Below are 15988 nucleotides of genomic sequence, written 5' to 3' on the forward strand. Positions count from 1 at the left end.
TCGGTGACCGATTGAATTCGAACACTTATTCAATTTCCGGTGGTCGGCTGATTTCCGGACGCGTTCTGCGCGCGCGTGCGCCGCCAGCGGGAGAGCAGTCCGTCGGGGACCTCCTCCGCCGTGAGGGCGTAGACGAGGTGGTCGCGCCAGGCGCCGTCGATGTGCAGATAGCGCGGCCGCAGCCCCTCCTCGCGGAATCCGAGTTTCTCCACGACCCGGCGGCTGGGCCGGTTCTCGGGGCGAATGCACACCTCGAGCCGGTGCAGCCCGACCGAGCGGAAACAGTGGTCCACCACCAGCGCGACGGCGGTCGGCATGACCCCGCGCCCGGCGACCGACTCGTCCACCCAGTAGCCGATGTGCCCGGAACACATGGAGCCCCAGGTGATTCCGGCGACCGTGAGCTGGCCGACCAGACGGCCCTGGTACTCGATGACGAACGGCAGCATCCGCCCCGCGTGCGCCTCCGAGCGCAGATGGCGGACCATCTGGCGGTAGGTCGGCCGGTGCGTGATCGGGCCGTTCGGGGTGGGCGGCGGGATGGTCGCCTCCCAGGGGCGCAGCCAGTCCCGGTTGCGCCGGTTCACCTCGCGCCAGGCCCGCTGGTCGCGCAGTCTTATCGGCCGGAGGACGACATCCGCGTCCGCCAGCGCGACGGGCCACGACCGGCCGGTCAGCTCGCACCCCCGGAACCGGCGGCGTGCTCCGCCCCGGCGGGGCGGGGGTGGTCGCCGCCGCGGATCTGGTCCACGGCGTGGATCAGCAGCGGCTCCAGGACGGCGAGGCCGTCGCGCACTCCCCCGGTCGAGCCGGGCAGGTTCACGATCACCGTGCGGCCCGCGACTCCGGCGAGGCCACGCGAGAGGACGGCGGTGGGGATCTTCTCCCGGCCGTACGCCCGGATCGCCTCCGCGATGCCCGGCACCTCGTAGTCGAGCACCTCGCGGGTCGCCTCGGGGGTGCGGTCGGTGGGCGAGATGCCGGTGCCGCCGGTGGTGACGACCACGTCGTACCCGGCCGCCACGGCCTCGCGCAGGGCCGCCTTCACCGGCTCGCCGTCGGGCACCACCCGGGGGCCGTCCACGGCGAAGCCGAAGCCGCGCAGGCCCTCGGCGACCGCGGGTCCGCCCTTGTCGGCGTAGACCCCGGCGGCGGCCCGGTTGGAGGCGGTGACGACCAGTGCGCTGTACGGCGCGGTCAGGGCGCCGCCCAGGGGGGATTCCGCACTCACGCCCGGCTCCAGTCGCCCGACTTGCCGCCCGTCTTCGTCTCGACCCGGACGTCGGTGATGACGGCGCCCTTGTCCACGGCCTTGATCATGTCGATCACGGTGAGCGCGGCGACCGACACGGCGGTGAGGGCCTCCATCTCGACGCCCGTGCGGTCGGTGGTCTTCACCGTGGCGGCGATCTCCACGGCGTCGTCCGCGACCGCGAGGTCCAGCTTCACGCCGGAGACCGACAGCGGGTGGCAGAGCGGGATCAGGTCGGGGGTGCGCTTGGCTCCCATGATCCCGGCGATGCGCGCGGTGGCGAGGGCGTCGCCCTTGGGCACTCCCTCGCCGCGCAGCAGCTCGATCACGCGGGGTGAGACGAGCACCCGGCCGGTGGCGCGCGCGGTGCGCGCCGTCACGTCCTTGCCGGATACGTCGACCATGCGGGCCGCGCCCGCCTCGTCGATGTGCGTCAGTCGGTCCTGCGTACTCATGGTGTGCCGTGCTCCCGGTCCCGGCCCGTCGCCGATGCTGGTTGTACGGGCCTGTGTGCGCGACACGGTACCTCCAAGTCGGCCCGCGCACCGGGTCGAGACCCCGCGCGGACCCTGCCCGGACCGCGCGGAAGGCGCCCGGTCAGCCGAGCAGGACGACCTCCACCTCGGCGCCGGGCTCGGCCGAATCCACGTCCTCGGGAAGGACGATGAGGCAGTCGGCGTGGGCCAGCGCGGCGACCAGATGGGACCCCGCACCGCCCACCGGGGACACCTCGCCGTCGGTGTGCGTGCCGCGCAGGAACTGGCGGCGGCCCTTGGGCGAGCGCAGCGGCTTGTCGGTCCTGAGGACCGCCCGGGTGTGCGGCCGGTGCACGTCCGGCAGACCCATCAGGGCGCGGATCGCGGGGCGGACGAACAGCTCGAAGGAGACGTACGACGACACCGGGTTGCCGGGCAGCGCCAGCAGCGGGGTGTGGTCGGGGCCGACGGAGCCGAAGCCCTGCGGCTTGCCGGGCTGCATGGCGAGCTTGCGGAAGTCGACGCCGCCGGTCTCGTCCTCGTCACCGGCGCCGGAGAGCGCCTCCTTGACCACGTCGTACGCGCCGACGCTCACCCCGCCCGTGGTGACCAGCAGGTCGGCGCGGACGAGCTGGTCCTCGATGGTGGAGCGCAGCACGTCGGCGTCGTCCTCGACGGCGCCGACCCGGTAGGCGATGGCGCCCGCGTCCCGGGCGGCGGCGGCCAGCGCGAAGCTGTTGGAGTCGTGGATCTGCCCGGGGCCCAACGCCTCACCGGGCTGGACGAGTTCGCTGCCCGTGGACATCACGACCACGCGCGGGCGCGGGCGCACCCGGACGCTGCCCCGGCCGATCGCGGCGAGCAGCGCGATCTGCGGCGGCCCGAGGACCGTACCGGCGGCGAGGGCGAGGTCGCCGGCCCGCACGTCGCTGCCGCTGGGGCGCACGTGCGCGCCGGACTCGACGGCCTCGTAGACACGCACCTGGCCCTCGGCGCCCTCGGGGGCGAGGGCGCGGGCGCGCATCCCGCTCGCCGGGCCCTCGCCGAGCCCGGCGTCGGTCTGCTCGACGGGGACGACGGCCTCGGCGCCGGGCGGCACCGGGGCGCCGGTCATGATCCGGGCGGCCTGGCCCGGGCCGACCCGTACGAGGTCGGCGGCACCGGCCGCCACATCGCCGACGACCTCCAGGACGGCCGGGTACTCCTCGCTCGCCCCGGCCACGTCCGCGACCCGGACCGCGTACCCGTCCATGGAGCTGTTGTCGAACGGGGGCAGGGACATCGGCACCACCACGTCGTCCACGAGGACGCAGCCCTGGGCCTCCAGGACGGGCAGCTCAATGGGGTCGAGCGGGCGGATGGTGCTGAGGATGTCCTCCAGGTGCTCGTCCACCGACCACACGTGGTCCGGTCCGACGGGACGGTTCGGGGCGGCGCTCAACGGTCCTACATCTCCTCGGCGACGTACGTGTGAAGCCAGGTCCGGAAGTCCGGGCCCAGGTCTTCACGTTCGCACGCGAGCCTGACAATGGCACGCAGATAGTCACCGCGGTCGCCGGTGTCATAGCGGCGGCCGGTGAAGACGACGCCGTGCACGGGGCCGCCCACCTTCTCGTCCTGGGCGAGCTGCTGGAGGGCGTCGGTGAGCTGGATCTCGCCGCCGCGGCCGGGCTCGGTGCGGCGCAGGACCTCGAAGATGCGCGGGTCGAGGACGTAGCGGCCGATGATCGCGTAGTGGGAGGGGGCGTCCGCCGGGTCGGGCTTCTCGACCAGGCCGGTCACCCGGACGACATCGCCCTCGGCGGTGGCCTCGATCGCGGCGCAGCCGTAGAGGTGGATCTGCTCGGGGGCGACCTCCATGAGCGCGACGACGCTGCCGCCGTGCTGCTCCTGGATGTCGATCATGCGCTGGAGAAGGGGGTCGCGGGGGTCGATCAGGTCGTCGCCGAGGAGGACGGCGAAGGGCTCGTGGCCGACGTGCGGGGCGGCGCACAGCACGGCGTGGCCGAGGCCCTTGGGGTCGCCCTGGCGCACGTAGTGCATGGTGGCGAGGTCGCTGGACTCGCGGACCCGGGCGAGCCGGTCCTCGTCGCCCTTCTTCTCGAGGGCGGACTCCAGCTCGTAGTTGCGGTCGAAATGGTCTTCGAGGGGACGCTTGTTGCGTCCGGTGACCATGAGGACGTCGTCGAGACCCGCCGACACCGCCTCCTCCACCACATACTGGATGGCCGGCTTGTCCACCACCGGCAGCATCTCCTTGGGGGTGGCTTTGGTGGCCGGCAGGAACCGGGTGCCGAGGCCCGCCGCCGGGATGACGGCTTTGCTGATCTTGGGGTACGACTCAGTCATGGCGGCAACCCTATCCGGTGTCTAAGCAGGCAATCCGCTACCCCGATCGACATACCGTCGTATGAACGGATAGACCGGTTTGCCGGAAAAGGCGGGAACTCTTGAGACAGCACGGACGCGCGGACGAGCCTGACAAACGCGCGTGGCGACAGGAACTCCTCCGGGTGAGGAACGGGCTGCCGGAGGATGACATCCGGTCGTCGGCCGGCGCGCTCGCGGGGCAGGCGCTCCTCCTGCCGGAACTGGCCGCCGCCCGCACGGTGGCGGCGTACGTCTCCGTGGGCGGCGAACCCGGCACCCGCGCGCTGCTGGACACGCTGCGCGCGCGGGGCGTCCGCGTCCTGCTGCCCGCCCTGCTGCCCGACAACGACCTGGACTGGGCCGAGTACACCGGCCCCGGCTCGCTCGCCCCGGTACGTCACGGCGGCCGCATGGAGCTGCTCGAACCGTCCGGGCCCCGGCTCGGACCCGACGCCGTCGCCTCGGCCGACGCGGTCCTGCTGCCCGGCCTCGCGGTGGACGCGCGCGGGATGCGCCTGGGGCGCGGCGGCGGGTCGTACGACCGGGTGCTCGCGCGACTGGAGAGCGCGGGCGCGCGCCCGGCGCTCGTGGTGCTGCTGTACGACACGGAGGTCGTCGCCCGGGTACCGGCGGAGCCCCACGACCGCCCGGTGCACGCCGTGGTGACCCCGACGGGCGTGCGCCGCTTCACGCGCCCCTGACCAGGACGGGCAAACCCCGGGATATGCGCAACGGCCCTCCACGCGCGCGTGGAGGGCCGTTGCGGTGCCGGTCGCCGTCAGCGGCTCACGGCTTGAGGACCAGGGTGTCCTTCGTGCTTCCGTCGACCGCCTTGCCGGTGAACGACCAGGGCAGCAGCTCGCCCTTGGCCCACTTGTCGGTCTGGTCGGTGTAGTGGGAGCTGAAGGCGTGCCCGGAGGCGCCGGAGACGTTGATCCACTTGGACTTGTCCAGGTCGGCCAGGTTGACCACCATCCGCATGGACGGCACCCAGACCACGCCGTAACCGCCCGCCGCGTTCCAGCCGGTGGCGTCCACGGTGGCCTCGCCGCCGCTGAGCTTCCAGGGGCCGCGGTTGAGCGCGTACTGGAGGATCTCCGGGCCGTTGGTGCCGAGCGTCTGGTTCTTCAGGAACAGCCGGTGCAGGCGGCCCCAGCTCCAGGTGTCGATGTCCTTGCCGAGCTTGGCGGTCAGCTCCCAGCGCGCGTCGATCATGGCGCGGGTGAACAGCTGGTCGCGGTTCTCGGCGGCCGGGCGGTTGCCCGACTTCGGGGCCTTCCACCAGTCGCTGTCGGGCTTGTCCATCAGCGTGCGCACGACCTCGAACCAGCGGTCGCCGCCGTCCGGCTGCGCCTGGTCCGCGTCACGCTGACCGCACTCGCGCACCTTGGTGTCGTCGTCCACCGGACCGGTGGAGTCGGCCCGCTCGACCCACAGGCACTGGCCCTTGACCCGCAGCTCCTTGGGGAGCTTGTCGCCGAAGCCCAGCTTGAGGATGTTGCGCCAGACCGCGTTGAAGTACGCGGCGGCCGCCGAGTCGGCGTCCTGGGTGTAGTCCCAGCCCTCCAGGAGCTTCTGCGCCTGGCGGACGTCCGGGTCGTCCAGGTTGAGCTTCAGGAGCCTGGGCACCAGCAGCCGGGCGATCTCGCTGCTGTTGTCCGTCTGCATCTGGCGCATGTCGTCGGTCGAGATCTTGCCGCCGTCCTTGATCTTGGACTCGATCAGGTCGGTGATGCGCTGGCTGCGGGTGCCGTAACCCCAGTCGGTGGTCAGGGTGTAGGGGTACTTGTCCTTGTCGATCACGGCCTGGTTGGCGGTGACGATGTAACCCCGCTTGGGGTTGTACTCGTACGGCAGCGCGTCCTGCGGGATGTAGCCGGTCCAGCGGTACTTGGAGTCCCAGCCGGGGGCCGGGAGCGAGCCGTCGTCGGAGGCGGAGCGCGTGGGGATCCTGCCGGGCAGGGTGTAGCCGATGTTCTCCGAGTCGGCGTAGACCAGATTCTGCGACGGCACGTCGAACAGGGCGGCGGCGGAGCGGAAGCTCTTCCAGTCGGCGGCCTTGTCCATGGCGAACACGGCGTCCATGGAGGTGCCCGGCTGCAGCGCGGTCCACTTCAGGGCGACGCCGTAGCCGTCGCCCCGGTCGGGGGCGGCGGTGTCGACTCCGGCCGTGCGGCCCACGTCGACCAGTTCGCCGTCCCGGTCCGACAGCAGCGGCATGCCGTCCTGGGTCTCGCGGACCACGATCTTCCGGGACGGGCCGCCCGCGACCTTGATGGTCTCCTCGCGGGTGCGGAAGGGGCGGACCTTGCCGTCGTAGAGGTAGCCGTCGCCGGTGATCTTCTCCAGGTAGAGGTCGGTGACGTCCACCCCGGAGTTGGTCATGCCCCAAGCGATCCTGCCGTTGTGCCCGATGATCACACCGGGCATCCCGGCAAAGGTGTAACCCGTGACGTCGTACTGGCACTTGCTGTCGACGGTCCGGCAGTGCAGGCCCATCTGGTACCAGACCGAGGGCAGCGTGGCGGACAGGTGCGGGTCGTTGGCGAGCAGCGGCTTGCCGGTGATCGTGTTGGCGCCGGAGACGACCCAGGAGTTGGAGCCGATGCCCTGGCCGTTCACACCGACGGCGGTGGGGAGGTCGTCCAGGACCTTGGAGAGGCCCAGGAGCTGGCTGGTGACGGCCGAGCCGGAGTTCGCGTCGGTGCCGGAGGCGGTGCCGGTGTCCGTGGAACCGGTGGTGCCGGGGGTGCCCGTCGCGCCGGTGGCGCCCGTGGCACTCGAGGAGCCCGAGGTGCCGCCCTGCTCGAAGGTCCGGTTCAGCTCGTCGTACTGACCGTTCTGCACGATCGGCTTGTTCCGGTTGTACGGGTAGTCCGGGTAGAGGTCGCGGATCTGCTGCGGGCCGAGGCGGCTCGTCATCAGGGCGCGGTCGGCCTCGTCGCGCATGTTGCCGCGCAGGTCCCAGGCCATCGCCTTCAGCCACGACAGCGAGTCCACCGGCGTCCACGCCGAGGGCTCGTAGTCGTTGGTGAGGTTCAGGGCGGCGTACTCCAGGGAGATGTCCTTGCCGTCCTTGCCCTGGAGATAGGCGTTGACGCCCTTGGAGTAGGCGTCGAGGTACTGCTTGGTGGAGGCCGACAGCTTCGTGTCGTACTCCTCCTTGGCCACCCGGTCCCAGCCGAGCGTGCGCAGGAAGGCGTCGTTCTTGACCTGACCCTTGCCGAACATCTCCGACAGGCGCCCGGAGGTCATGTGCCGGCGCACGTCCATCTCGTAGAAGCGGTCCTGCGCCTGGACGTAGCCCTGCGCCATGAACAGGTCCGCGTCGGAGGAGGCGTAGATCTGCGGGATGCCGTAGCCGTCGCGCTTCACGTCCACCGGCCCCGACAGGCCCTTGAGCGTGAGTGTGCCGCTCGTGCGCGGGAAGGAGGCGCGCACGGTGCTGACCGTCCAGTACGCGCCGAAGGCGATGCCGCCGATGACGGCGAGGACCAGAACCAGCACGATAAGTCGGGCTTTGCGCCCCTTCTTCCTGCCGGACTTGGCGGGCTTGTCACCCGTTGTGGCGGTGGTATTGGGGGGCATCGCTGTCCTTGCTGTCCTAACGCGAGCGGCAGGTCGGGCCATGACTTTGAATGAGCGCTGGAGCAACCATAGGCGCAGGGCCCCGAGCCACTTGACGCGGAGTCGGGAACTGGCGCGCACGGGCGTTCGATCTTGCCAAGCCGAGCGTCAAGGAAACGTCAAGAGTTAGGTAAGGTAACGAAGTACTTGGGTGCGGTGCGCCGCAGCCCCGGGTCCTGTGTACTGAGTCCGCCCCGCGTCGGACGCGGGCCAAGGAAGGGAAGCGCCGCTGACTGTCCACCACCTCAACCAGCTCCTGCTCGCCTGCTCGCTCGTGCTCCTGGTCGCGGTCGCGGCCGTGCGGATCTCCTCGCGCAGCGGGCTCCCCAGCCTGCTCGTGTACCTGGGGATCGGCGTCCTCATGGGCTCCGACGGCATCGCGCACATCCACTTCGACAACGCCGAGATGGTCCAGGTCATCGGGTACGCGGCCCTGGTCGTGATCCTCGCCGAGGGCGGTCTGGGCACGAAGTGGAAGGAGATCGGGCCCGCGCTGCCGTCCGCCTCCGTGCTGGCGACCGTCGGCGTCGCGGTCAGCGTCGGGGCCACGGCCGCGGGCGCGCACTATCTGGTCGGGCTGGAATGGCGGCAGGCGCTGATCATCGGCGCGGTGGTCTCCTCGACGGACGCGGCGGCCGTCTTCTCCGTCCTGCGGCGCATCCCGCTGCCCGCGCGCGTGACGGGCACGCTGGAGGCCGAGTCCGGCTTCAACGACGCACCCGTCGTCATCCTGGTCGTCGCCTTCTCCCAGAAGGGCCCGATCGACCACTGGTACGTGCTGCTCGGCGAGATCCTGCTGGAGCTGGCCATCGGCGCCGCCCTCGGTCTCGCGGTGGGCTTCCTCGGCTCCTGGGGGCTCAAGCACGTCGCGCTGCCCGCCTCCGGCCTCTACCCGATCGCCGTCATGGCCATCGCCGTGACGGCGTACGCGGCGGGCGCCCTGGCCCACGGCAGCGGCTTCCTCGCCGTCTATCTGGCCGCCATGGTGCTCGGCAACGCCAAGCTGCCGCACTGGCCGGCCACCCGGGGCTTCGCGGACGGGCTCGGCTGGATCGCGCAGATCGGCATGTTCGTCCTGCTCGGTCTGCTGGTGACCCCGCACGAGCTGGGCGACGACATCGTGCCCGCGCTGGTGATCGGCCTCGTGCTGACCATGGCGGCCCGTCCGCTGAGCGTGGTGCTGAGCCTGACGCCGTTCCGGGTGCCCTGGCAGGAGCAGGCGCTGATGTCCTGGGCGGGACTGCGCGGCGCGGTCCCCATCATCCTGGCGACGATCCCCATGGTGAGCGGCATCGCGGGCAGCCGCCGCATCTTCAACATCGTCTTCGTGCTGGTCGTCGTCTACACCCTCGTCCAGGGCCCGACCCTGCCCTGGCTCGCCCGCAAACTGCGGCTCGGTGAGGAGGGCGAGGCGTCCGACCTCGGGATCGAGTCGGCGCCCCTGGAGCGGCTGCGCGGCCATCTGCTCTCGGTCGCGATCCCGGAGGACTCCAAGATGCACGGCGTGGAGGTGGGCGAGCTGCGGCTGCCGCCCGGCGCCGCCGTCACCCTGGTCGTGCGCGACGGCAAGTCGTTCGTGCCCTCGCCGACGACCGTGCTGCGGCACGGGGACGAGCTGCTGGTGGTCGCCACCGACCCGGTGCGCGACCAGGCCGAGCGGCGGCTGCGCGCGGTCACCAAGGGCGGCAAGCTGGCGGACTGGCTGGGGACGGGCGGGACACAGTCGGGCCGGGCGGGGCACTGAGGGCGCTCCCCCGGACCCGCACCGGGTGCTCGTTGTCACAGGTCGCGCCCGCGGTGCCCCCTGTACGATCAAGGCATCTGATCGAACCAACTCTGTCTGATCCGTCTGACGCAGAGCTGGCGCGACCGTATGGCGGCCGGAACGCCTTTCGTAGTGCAGCACCGGTATCTACCGCAGTCCCGCGCAAGAGGACAGCTCTCGGTGCCCCCCGCACGGGCGCGCTACCAGGTGGAAGGAAGGCACGGGCCGTGGAGTCCACGGTCACCACCGAGCCGGCCGGGAAGCGGCAGGCTCCGCCTCGTCCCGGCTACGGACAACTGCTGCGCACCCGGGGTGCCTGGACCTTCCTGGTCCCGGGCTTCGCCGCGCGCCAGCCGTTCGCGATGCTCACCATCTCCATCGTGCTCCTGGTACGGCACACCACCGGCTCGTACGGCGCCGCCGGTGCCGCGGCCGCCGTCACCGGCGTCTCCATGGCGCTCTGCGCGCCCTACGGCGGCCGTCTCGCGGACCGCTACGGACAGCGGGCCGTCCTGGTCCCCGGTGTCGTCGTGCACACGGTGGCCGCGCTCGGCCTGACCGCGCTCGCCCTGTCGCACGCGCCCCTGTGGGCGCTGTTCGCGGCGGCCGTGCCCACCGGCGCCTCGGTGCCGCAGGTCGGCCCCATGGTGCGCGCCCGCTGGGGCGTGAAGCTCCAGGGGTCGCCGCTCATGAGCACGGCGGCGGCCTTCGAGTCCGTGACGGACGAGCTGACCTTCGTGGTCGGCCCCCTGCTCGCGACCGCCCTGTGCACCACCGTCACCCCCTCCGCCGGTCTGGTCACCGAGGCGCTGCTGACGCTGGTGGGCGGCCTGCTCTTCGCGGCACAGCGGGGGACGCAGCCTTCTGTCGGCGGTCACCCCACCGACGACGATCACGCGCGCGTGCCGCACACGTCCGCCCTGCGCGTGCCCGGCGTGCGCGTGCTGATCGTGACCTTCCTGGGCATCGGGGCGGTCTTCGGCGGGATGCAGGTCTCGCTGGCCGCGTTCACCGAGTCGATCGGCGAGCCCGGCCTGAACGGCGTCCTGTACGGCGTCTTCGCGGCGGGCAACATGCTCTCCGGCTTCGTGTGCGGCGCGATCGCCTGGCGGGCCTCGCCCCGGCGGCGGCTCGCGGTGGGATACGCGGGGCTCGCGCTGACCGCGTCCGCGCTGTGGACGGCGCACTCGCTGCCGCTCCTTGCCGGGCTCGGCCTGCTGGTCGGTGTCTGCATCGCGCCCGCGCTGATCACCGGCTACACACTGGTCGAGGCGCTGGTACCGGCCGGGGCCCGCACCGAGGCGTTCACCTGGCTGACCGGCGCGGTCGCGCTCGGCCAGGCGGCCGCCGTCACCGTCGCCGGGCAACTGGAGGACCGGCTGTGGGGCGGGGCCGGTTTCCTGGTGCCGATGGCCGGTACGGTGCCCGCGCTGGCGACGTTGTTGCTGCTGCGTTCCCGGCTCGTGCCCCGGCCGCTGAACCGTACGGTGGCACGTGGCGTGGGTCACCGCGCGCCGGTCGCGGTGGACTGATCCCCGGGAATGCGTCAAGATGGACCGTCGTTAGCACTCATTGAGTGAGAGTGCCAGGAGGAAGACAGTGCCGACCTACCAGTACCAGTGCAAGGACTGCGGCGAGGGCCTTGAAGCGGTGCAGAAGTTCACCGACGACGCCCTGACCGAGTGCCCCAGCTGCGGTGGCCCCCTGAAGAAGGTGTTCTCCGCGGTCGGCATTGTCTTCAAGGGCTCCGGTTTCTACCGCAACGACTCGCGTGGCGCGACGTCGAGCAGCAGCCCGGCCACGAAGACGCCGTCCTCTTCTTCTTCGTCGTCGTCCGACTCGAAGGCGTCCTCGTCTTCGTCGTCCACGTCGTCGTCCTCGTCGTCCTCTTCCGGCTCCGCCGCCTGAGAACCACGCCTTTGTCGACCCTGCCGTCCGGCTGTCCGTGACGGTGGGGTCTTCGGCGTTCCCGGGGACGTGGTGGCGTTCCCGGGGACCGTGGTGACGTTCCCGAATGGTTCCGGACTGCCCCTGGGGCGGGTTTCCGGCTCCGGCTAGGGTGCTCGGCATGGCGAACGCAGAGATCGGCGTAATCGGCGGCTCGGGTTTCTACTCCTTCCTGGAGGACGTGACCGAGGTCCTGGTGGACACCCCCTACGGGGCACCCAGCGACTCCCTCTTCCTCGGCGAGATCGCCGGCCGGCGGGTCGCCTTCCTGCCCCGGCACGGCCGGGACCACCGCGTCCCCCCGCACCGCATCAACTACCGCGCCAATCTGTGGGCGCTGCGCTCCGTCGGGGTCCGCCAGGTCCTCGGCCCGTGCGCGGTGGGCGGTCTGCGCCCGGAGTACGGCCCCGGCACGCTGCTGGTACCGGACCAGTTGGTGGACCGCACCAAGTCGCGGGAGCAGACCTACTTCGACGGGCTGCCGCTGCCCGACGGCACGGTGCCGAACGTGGTGCACGTGTCGCTGGCCGACCCCTACTGCCCCACCGGACGGGCCGCCGCGCTGAAGGCGGCACACGGCCGGGACTGGGAGGCGGTGGACGGCGGCACGCTGGTCGTGGTCGAGGGCCCGCGCTTCTCCACCCGCGCCGAGTCGCTGTGGCACCAGGCGCAGGGCTGGTCGGTGGTGGGCATGACCGGGCATCCGGAGGCGGCCCTCGCCCGTGAGCTGGAGCTCTGCTACACCTCGCTCACCCTGGTCACCGACCTCGACGCGGGCGCCGAGACCGGCGAGGGCGTCTCCCACGAGGAGGTGCTGCGGGTGTTCGCGTCCAACGTGGAGCGACTGCGCGGGGTGCTGTTCGACGCGGTGGCGGCGCTGCCGGCGACGGAGGAGCGGGACTGTCTGTGCCTGGGGGCGCTGGGCGGGGTGGAGCCGGGGTTCGTGCTGCCGTAGGGGGTCGCGAGGCGGGGATCTCCTCGTTCGGGTGACGGAGTTTTCCACAGGCATCCGGCCGTTCACAGGTCCCGACGGGCCTCGGCGAAAGCCGTCATCGTGGGCATCGCAAGCAGCCGATTCCCTCGTAGCAGGCGGTGATCCCGATGTCTTCGGCCAACCTGGCTTCCTCGCGCCCTTCTCCCCCGCGCCTGCCGCGCCCCTCTCCCCCGGTGTTCCGTGTCCCCCGCCCGCCGGGCACCGACGTCCCCGCGACCCGTGAGGTCCCCGGCTTCGCGCCGGTGTGTGTACGGGGCGGCGGGTACGCGGCGCGGCAGCTGATGCGGAGCCGCAGGCGGGCGGTCGCGGCCGGCCTGGCCGTGACGGCGGCGGCGCTGGTCGCGGCGGGTCCACGGGCGGTGTCCGGACCGCAGGGCGCCGAGCGCCCACGCGGTCGTCCGGTGGCGGAACCGGCACCTCGGCACGGCCCGGCGGAGCTGGTGCGGGCACCGGTGCGGATCGCGGACGCGGCGACCGTCCGGCTGCTGCGGCCCGGCGACCGGGTCGATGTGATCGCCGCCGAGGAACGGCCGACCGGTGGGGGCGCCCGGGTACTGGCGCGCGGCGCGCGGGTGACGCGGCTGCCGGAGCCGCTGGGTGCCCCCGAGGACGGGGTGGGCGCGGGTGGTGCGCTGGTGGTGCTGGCCGTGCCACGTGCGACGGCGGTCCGGCTGGTGGGCGCGAACCCCTCGGCGCGGCTGGCGGTGACGCTATGGTGAACGGCCCGCGCCTTCTGCTCGCAGGCGCGCTGTCAAGTCGCTCGATCGAGCGACGGGATTGGACACGATGGCCGCGCGGTGCCGTAAGTTGCGGAGCGTTTTGTTCCACAACCTGTGCACACGACGAGGAGAGTCACCGCGGTGAGCAAGGCGAAAAAGGAAGCGGCGAGCATTCTGGACGGCTTCAAGGCCTTCCTGATGCGCGGCAACGTCATCGACCTGGCGGTCGCGGTGGTCATCGGTGCCGCCTTCACGAACATCGTCAACTCGGTGGTGAAGGGCGTCATCAACCCGCTGGTCGGCGCGATCGGCACGCAGAACCTGGACCACTACAGCCTGTGCATCCAGTCCCCGTGCGTGCCGGCCTCGGACGGCAAGGCCGAGCAGGGCGTGCTGATCCTGTGGGGCTCGGTCGCGGGCGCCGCGCTGCAGTTCCTGATCACCGCGGCGGTCGTCTACTTCCTGATGGTGCTGCCGATGGCCAAGTACCTGGCGCGTCAGGAGGCCCGCAAGAAGGCCCGCGAGGGTCAGGCGGCCACGGAGCCGACCCCGGTGACCGAGGTGGACGTGCTCCAGGACATCCGCGACCTGCTGGTCGCGCAGCGCAACGGCAGCGCGGACGGCGCGGTCACGCAGCAGCGCACCGCCGGGCCCGACGGGCGCTGACGGAGCTTTTCCGTACCGCTCAGAAGTGGTGGGGCGGCTTCTCGTCGAGGAAGCGCTTCAGGTCGGCGGCGCTGTCGCCGCCGTCCGGGCGCTCGCCCCACCCCCGGTCGGTGTCGTCGGAGGACTGCTGGTTCAGCGGGTCGTCGAAGACGAGCGCGGCCTTGGGGTCGCGCGGCTCGGGTGCGGGGGCGGTGCTCATGCCACCAGGGTACGGCCGCCCCGCCCCGGCACGGTTCGGCCGCCACCGAACCGCCCGGTTCCTAGGCTCCGGCCATGAACACGACGACACCTTCCGGCCATGTGACCATCGAGCCGAGCATCCTCTACTTCGGGACACCGGTGGTGCTCCTGACCACGGAGAACGAGGACGGCTCGGTCAACCTCGCCCCGATGTCCTCCGCCTGGGCGCTCGGACGGACGGTCGTCCTGGGGCTCGGCCGCGAGGGCCAGACCGCGCGCAACCTGAGCAGCCGCCCGGACCTGGTGATCAGCCTCCCCGGCCCGGAGCAGTGGCAGGCGGTGGAGCGCCTGGCCCCACTGACCGGCCGCCACCCGGTCCCGCCGGCGAAGGCGAAGGGCTGCCGGTACGAGCCGGACAAGTTCACCGCCGCCGGCCTGCGTCCGGAGCCCTCCCACCTCGTCCGCCCGCCCCGCGTGGCGGAATGCCCCCTCCAGCTGGAGGCCCGCGCCGAGCGCGTCCGCCCGGACGTCTCGGGCGACCACCTCATCGTCGAGACCCGGGTCCACAAGGTCCACGCGGCCCCCCGTCTTCTCACCCCGGGCGGCCGGCACATCGACCCCGCCGCCTGGAGTCCCCTGATCTACAACTTCCGCCACTACTTCGGCCTGGGCCCGGAGCTGGGCCACTCGTACCGCACGCAGACGCCCCGGGGCGTCGTGGGCGCGGAGACGGTGTGAGCCCGGAGGCGCCGGGTCAGACTGAGGTGCATGACGGCTGACGCGGTGACCGATGTCGGGGGCGTGCGGGTCGGACACGCCACGCGGGTCGGGGACGGCTGGCTCACCGGGGTCACCGTCGTGCTGGCGCCGGAGGGCGGTGCGGTCGCCGCCGTGGACGTGCGCGGGGGCGGGCCGGGTACGAAGGAGACCGACGCGCTGGACCCGCGCAACGTGGTGCGGAAGGTGGACGCCCTCGTGCTCACCGGCGGCAGTGCCTACGGGCTCGACGCCGCGTCCGGGGTGATGGCCTGGCTGGAGGAGCGGGGGCGCGGGGTGCGGGTCGGGCCGGACCCGGCGCATGTCGTGCCGGTGGTGCCCGCGGCCTGCCTCTTCGACCTGGGGCGCGGCGGGGACTTCCGGGCCCGTCCGGACGCGGCGCTGGGACGCGCGGCGGTCGAGGCCGCCGCGGCGAGCGGACCGGGCGCCGAGGTGCCGCAGGGCTGTGTGGGCGCGGGGACCGGTGCCGTCGCCGGGGTGCTCAAGGGCGGGGTCGGCAGTGCGAGCACGGTGCTGGAGTCGGGGGTCACGGTGGGCGCGCTCGTGGTGGTGAACGCGGCCGGGTCCGTGCTGGAGCCCGAAACGGGCGTGTTGTACGGGGAGTTGTTCGAGGGGAGGGTGACGTATCCGGAGCGGCGGACGCACGAGGCCGCGCTGCGGCGGACGGCCGAGGTGGCCGCGCGGAACCCGGAGCCGCCGCTCCACACGACGCTCGCGGTGGTGGCGACCGACGCGGATCTGACCAAGGCACAGGCGCAGAAGCTGGCGGGTACCGCCCACGACGGCATCGCCCGGGCCGTACGCCCGGTGCATCTGCTGCACAACGGCGACACCGCGTTCGCGCTGGCGACCGGGGCCAGCCCGCTCGATCCCGAACGGCCCCTGCCCCTCGACGCGGCCCTAGACGCGGTCCTCGCGGCGGGCGCGGATCTGGTGACGCGCGCGATCGTGCGCGCCGTGCGCGCTGCGCGCCCGGTGACCGCTCCGGGCGGGGCGTGGCCGTCGTACGAGGAGCTGTACGGGGAGCGGGGCACGAGCGGAGTGAACCGGTAACGTCCGCTTTTTCCAAGGTGGTTGGGGCTGCGGTGACAGAAGAAACGGGCGGATTTTTTTCACGGAGGCCCAGCTCGCGGGAACCATCCGGGTGCCACCGGCGTTTACCTCAAGTACGTTTCTCGGTTCCCGGGCACGATGTCCGACCGAGGGGCTACGGTA

The 15988-nt window shown here is 72.2% G+C and carries 16 protein-coding genes; 9 read left to right on the forward strand and 7 right to left on the reverse strand.

The window, feature by feature from the left end:
- Positions 1-29: 29 nt before the first annotated feature.
- The 5 genes from AB0E91_RS14990 to galU form a co-directional block, all read right to left on the reverse strand.
- A complete protein-coding gene (locus AB0E91_RS14990) occupies positions 30-677 on the reverse strand; it encodes a GNAT family protein (RefSeq protein WP_361781311.1) in 648 nt (215 codons plus the stop codon).
- Positions 674-1231: a MogA/MoaB family molybdenum cofactor biosynthesis protein gene (locus tag AB0E91_RS14995; RefSeq protein WP_361780574.1), complete on the reverse strand. Its 558-nt coding sequence runs from the start codon at positions 1229-1231 to the stop codon at positions 674-676. Before AB0E91_RS14995 ends, AB0E91_RS14990 begins: the two co-directional genes overlap by 4 nt.
- A complete protein-coding gene (gene moaC, locus AB0E91_RS15000; protein ID WP_199585528.1) occupies positions 1228-1707 on the reverse strand; it encodes a cyclic pyranopterin monophosphate synthase MoaC in 480 nt (159 codons plus the stop codon). The genes AB0E91_RS14995 and moaC overlap by 4 nt, the downstream gene beginning before the upstream one ends.
- A 142-nt stretch (positions 1708-1849) precedes the next feature.
- Positions 1850-3169: a gephyrin-like molybdotransferase Glp gene (gene glp / locus AB0E91_RS15005; protein ID WP_361780578.1), complete on the reverse strand. Its 1320-nt coding sequence runs from the start codon at positions 3167-3169 to the stop codon at positions 1850-1852.
- A gap of 5 nt (positions 3170-3174) precedes the next feature.
- Positions 3175-4077 carry a UTP--glucose-1-phosphate uridylyltransferase GalU gene (galU, locus tag AB0E91_RS15010; RefSeq protein ID WP_361780581.1) on the reverse strand — a complete coding sequence of 301 codons (903 nt, stop codon included), beginning with the start codon at positions 4075-4077 and terminating at the stop codon, positions 3175-3177.
- Between the two features lie 101 nt (positions 4078-4178).
- Here galU and AB0E91_RS15015 point away from each other — a divergent pair, with 101 nt between their 5' ends.
- Positions 4179-4799, forward strand: coding sequence for a 5-formyltetrahydrofolate cyclo-ligase (locus AB0E91_RS15015; RefSeq protein ID WP_361780584.1), 621 nt, complete (start codon positions 4179-4181; stop codon positions 4797-4799).
- A gap of 85 nt (positions 4800-4884) precedes the next feature.
- Here the strand turns inward: AB0E91_RS15015 and AB0E91_RS15020 are convergent, their stop codons facing one another.
- Positions 4885-7686, reverse strand: a complete 2802-nt coding sequence (locus AB0E91_RS15020; protein ID WP_361780586.1) for a penicillin acylase family protein — start codon at positions 7684-7686, stop codon at positions 4885-4887.
- A 268-nt stretch (positions 7687-7954) separates the two neighbouring features.
- Between AB0E91_RS15020 and AB0E91_RS15025 the strand changes: the two genes are divergently transcribed.
- The 6 genes from AB0E91_RS15025 to mscL all read left to right on the forward strand — a co-directional run bounded on the left by AB0E91_RS15025 (position 7955) and on the right by mscL (position 13816).
- A complete protein-coding gene (locus AB0E91_RS15025; protein ID WP_361781314.1) occupies positions 7955-9469 on the forward strand; it encodes a potassium/proton antiporter in 1515 nt (504 codons plus the stop codon).
- Between the two features lie 248 nt (positions 9470-9717).
- A complete protein-coding gene (locus tag AB0E91_RS15030; RefSeq protein WP_361780589.1) occupies positions 9718-11022 on the forward strand; it encodes an MFS transporter in 1305 nt (434 codons plus the stop codon).
- A gap of 67 nt (positions 11023-11089) precedes the next feature.
- The gene (locus AB0E91_RS15035; RefSeq protein WP_361780592.1) at positions 11090-11398 is read left to right on the forward strand and encodes an FmdB family zinc ribbon protein; all 309 of its coding nucleotides are present in this window, start codon (positions 11090-11092) and stop codon (positions 11396-11398) included.
- Positions 11399-11549: 151 nt separating this feature from the next.
- A complete protein-coding gene (locus AB0E91_RS15040) occupies positions 11550-12392 on the forward strand; it encodes an S-methyl-5'-thioadenosine phosphorylase (RefSeq protein WP_361781317.1) in 843 nt (280 codons plus the stop codon).
- 137 nt (positions 12393-12529) lie between these two features.
- Positions 12530-13150 carry a hypothetical protein gene (locus tag AB0E91_RS15045; RefSeq protein WP_361780595.1) on the forward strand — a complete coding sequence of 207 codons (621 nt, stop codon included), beginning with the start codon at positions 12530-12532 and terminating at the stop codon, positions 13148-13150.
- 141 nt (positions 13151-13291) lie between these two features.
- On the forward strand, positions 13292-13816 hold the full coding sequence (gene mscL / locus AB0E91_RS15050; RefSeq protein WP_361780598.1) for a large conductance mechanosensitive channel protein MscL: 525 nt from the start codon (positions 13292-13294) through the stop codon (positions 13814-13816).
- Positions 13817-13835: 19 nt separating this feature from the next.
- Here mscL and AB0E91_RS15055 read toward each other — a convergent pair whose 3' ends face one another.
- Positions 13836-14015, reverse strand: coding sequence for a hypothetical protein (locus tag AB0E91_RS15055; protein ID WP_361780601.1), 180 nt, complete (start codon positions 14013-14015; stop codon positions 13836-13838).
- A gap of 74 nt (positions 14016-14089) precedes the next feature.
- On the opposite strand from AB0E91_RS15055, the gene AB0E91_RS15060 reads away from it, so the two are divergent.
- Together AB0E91_RS15060 and AB0E91_RS15065 are read left to right on the forward strand one after the other, a co-directional pair.
- Positions 14090-14734 (forward strand): flavin reductase family protein, encoded by a 645-nt coding sequence (locus tag AB0E91_RS15060; protein ID WP_361780604.1) that lies wholly within the window; start codon positions 14090-14092, stop codon positions 14732-14734.
- A 30-nt stretch (positions 14735-14764) separates the two neighbouring features.
- A complete protein-coding gene (locus AB0E91_RS15065; protein ID WP_361780607.1) occupies positions 14765-15826 on the forward strand; it encodes a P1 family peptidase in 1062 nt (353 codons plus the stop codon).
- Positions 15827-15988 lie beyond the last annotated feature (162 nt).

This window comes from Streptomyces sp. NPDC026659, assembly GCF_040638245.1.
In the GTDB taxonomy this organism is placed as follows: domain Bacteria; phylum Actinomycetota; class Actinomycetes; order Streptomycetales; family Streptomycetaceae; genus Streptomyces.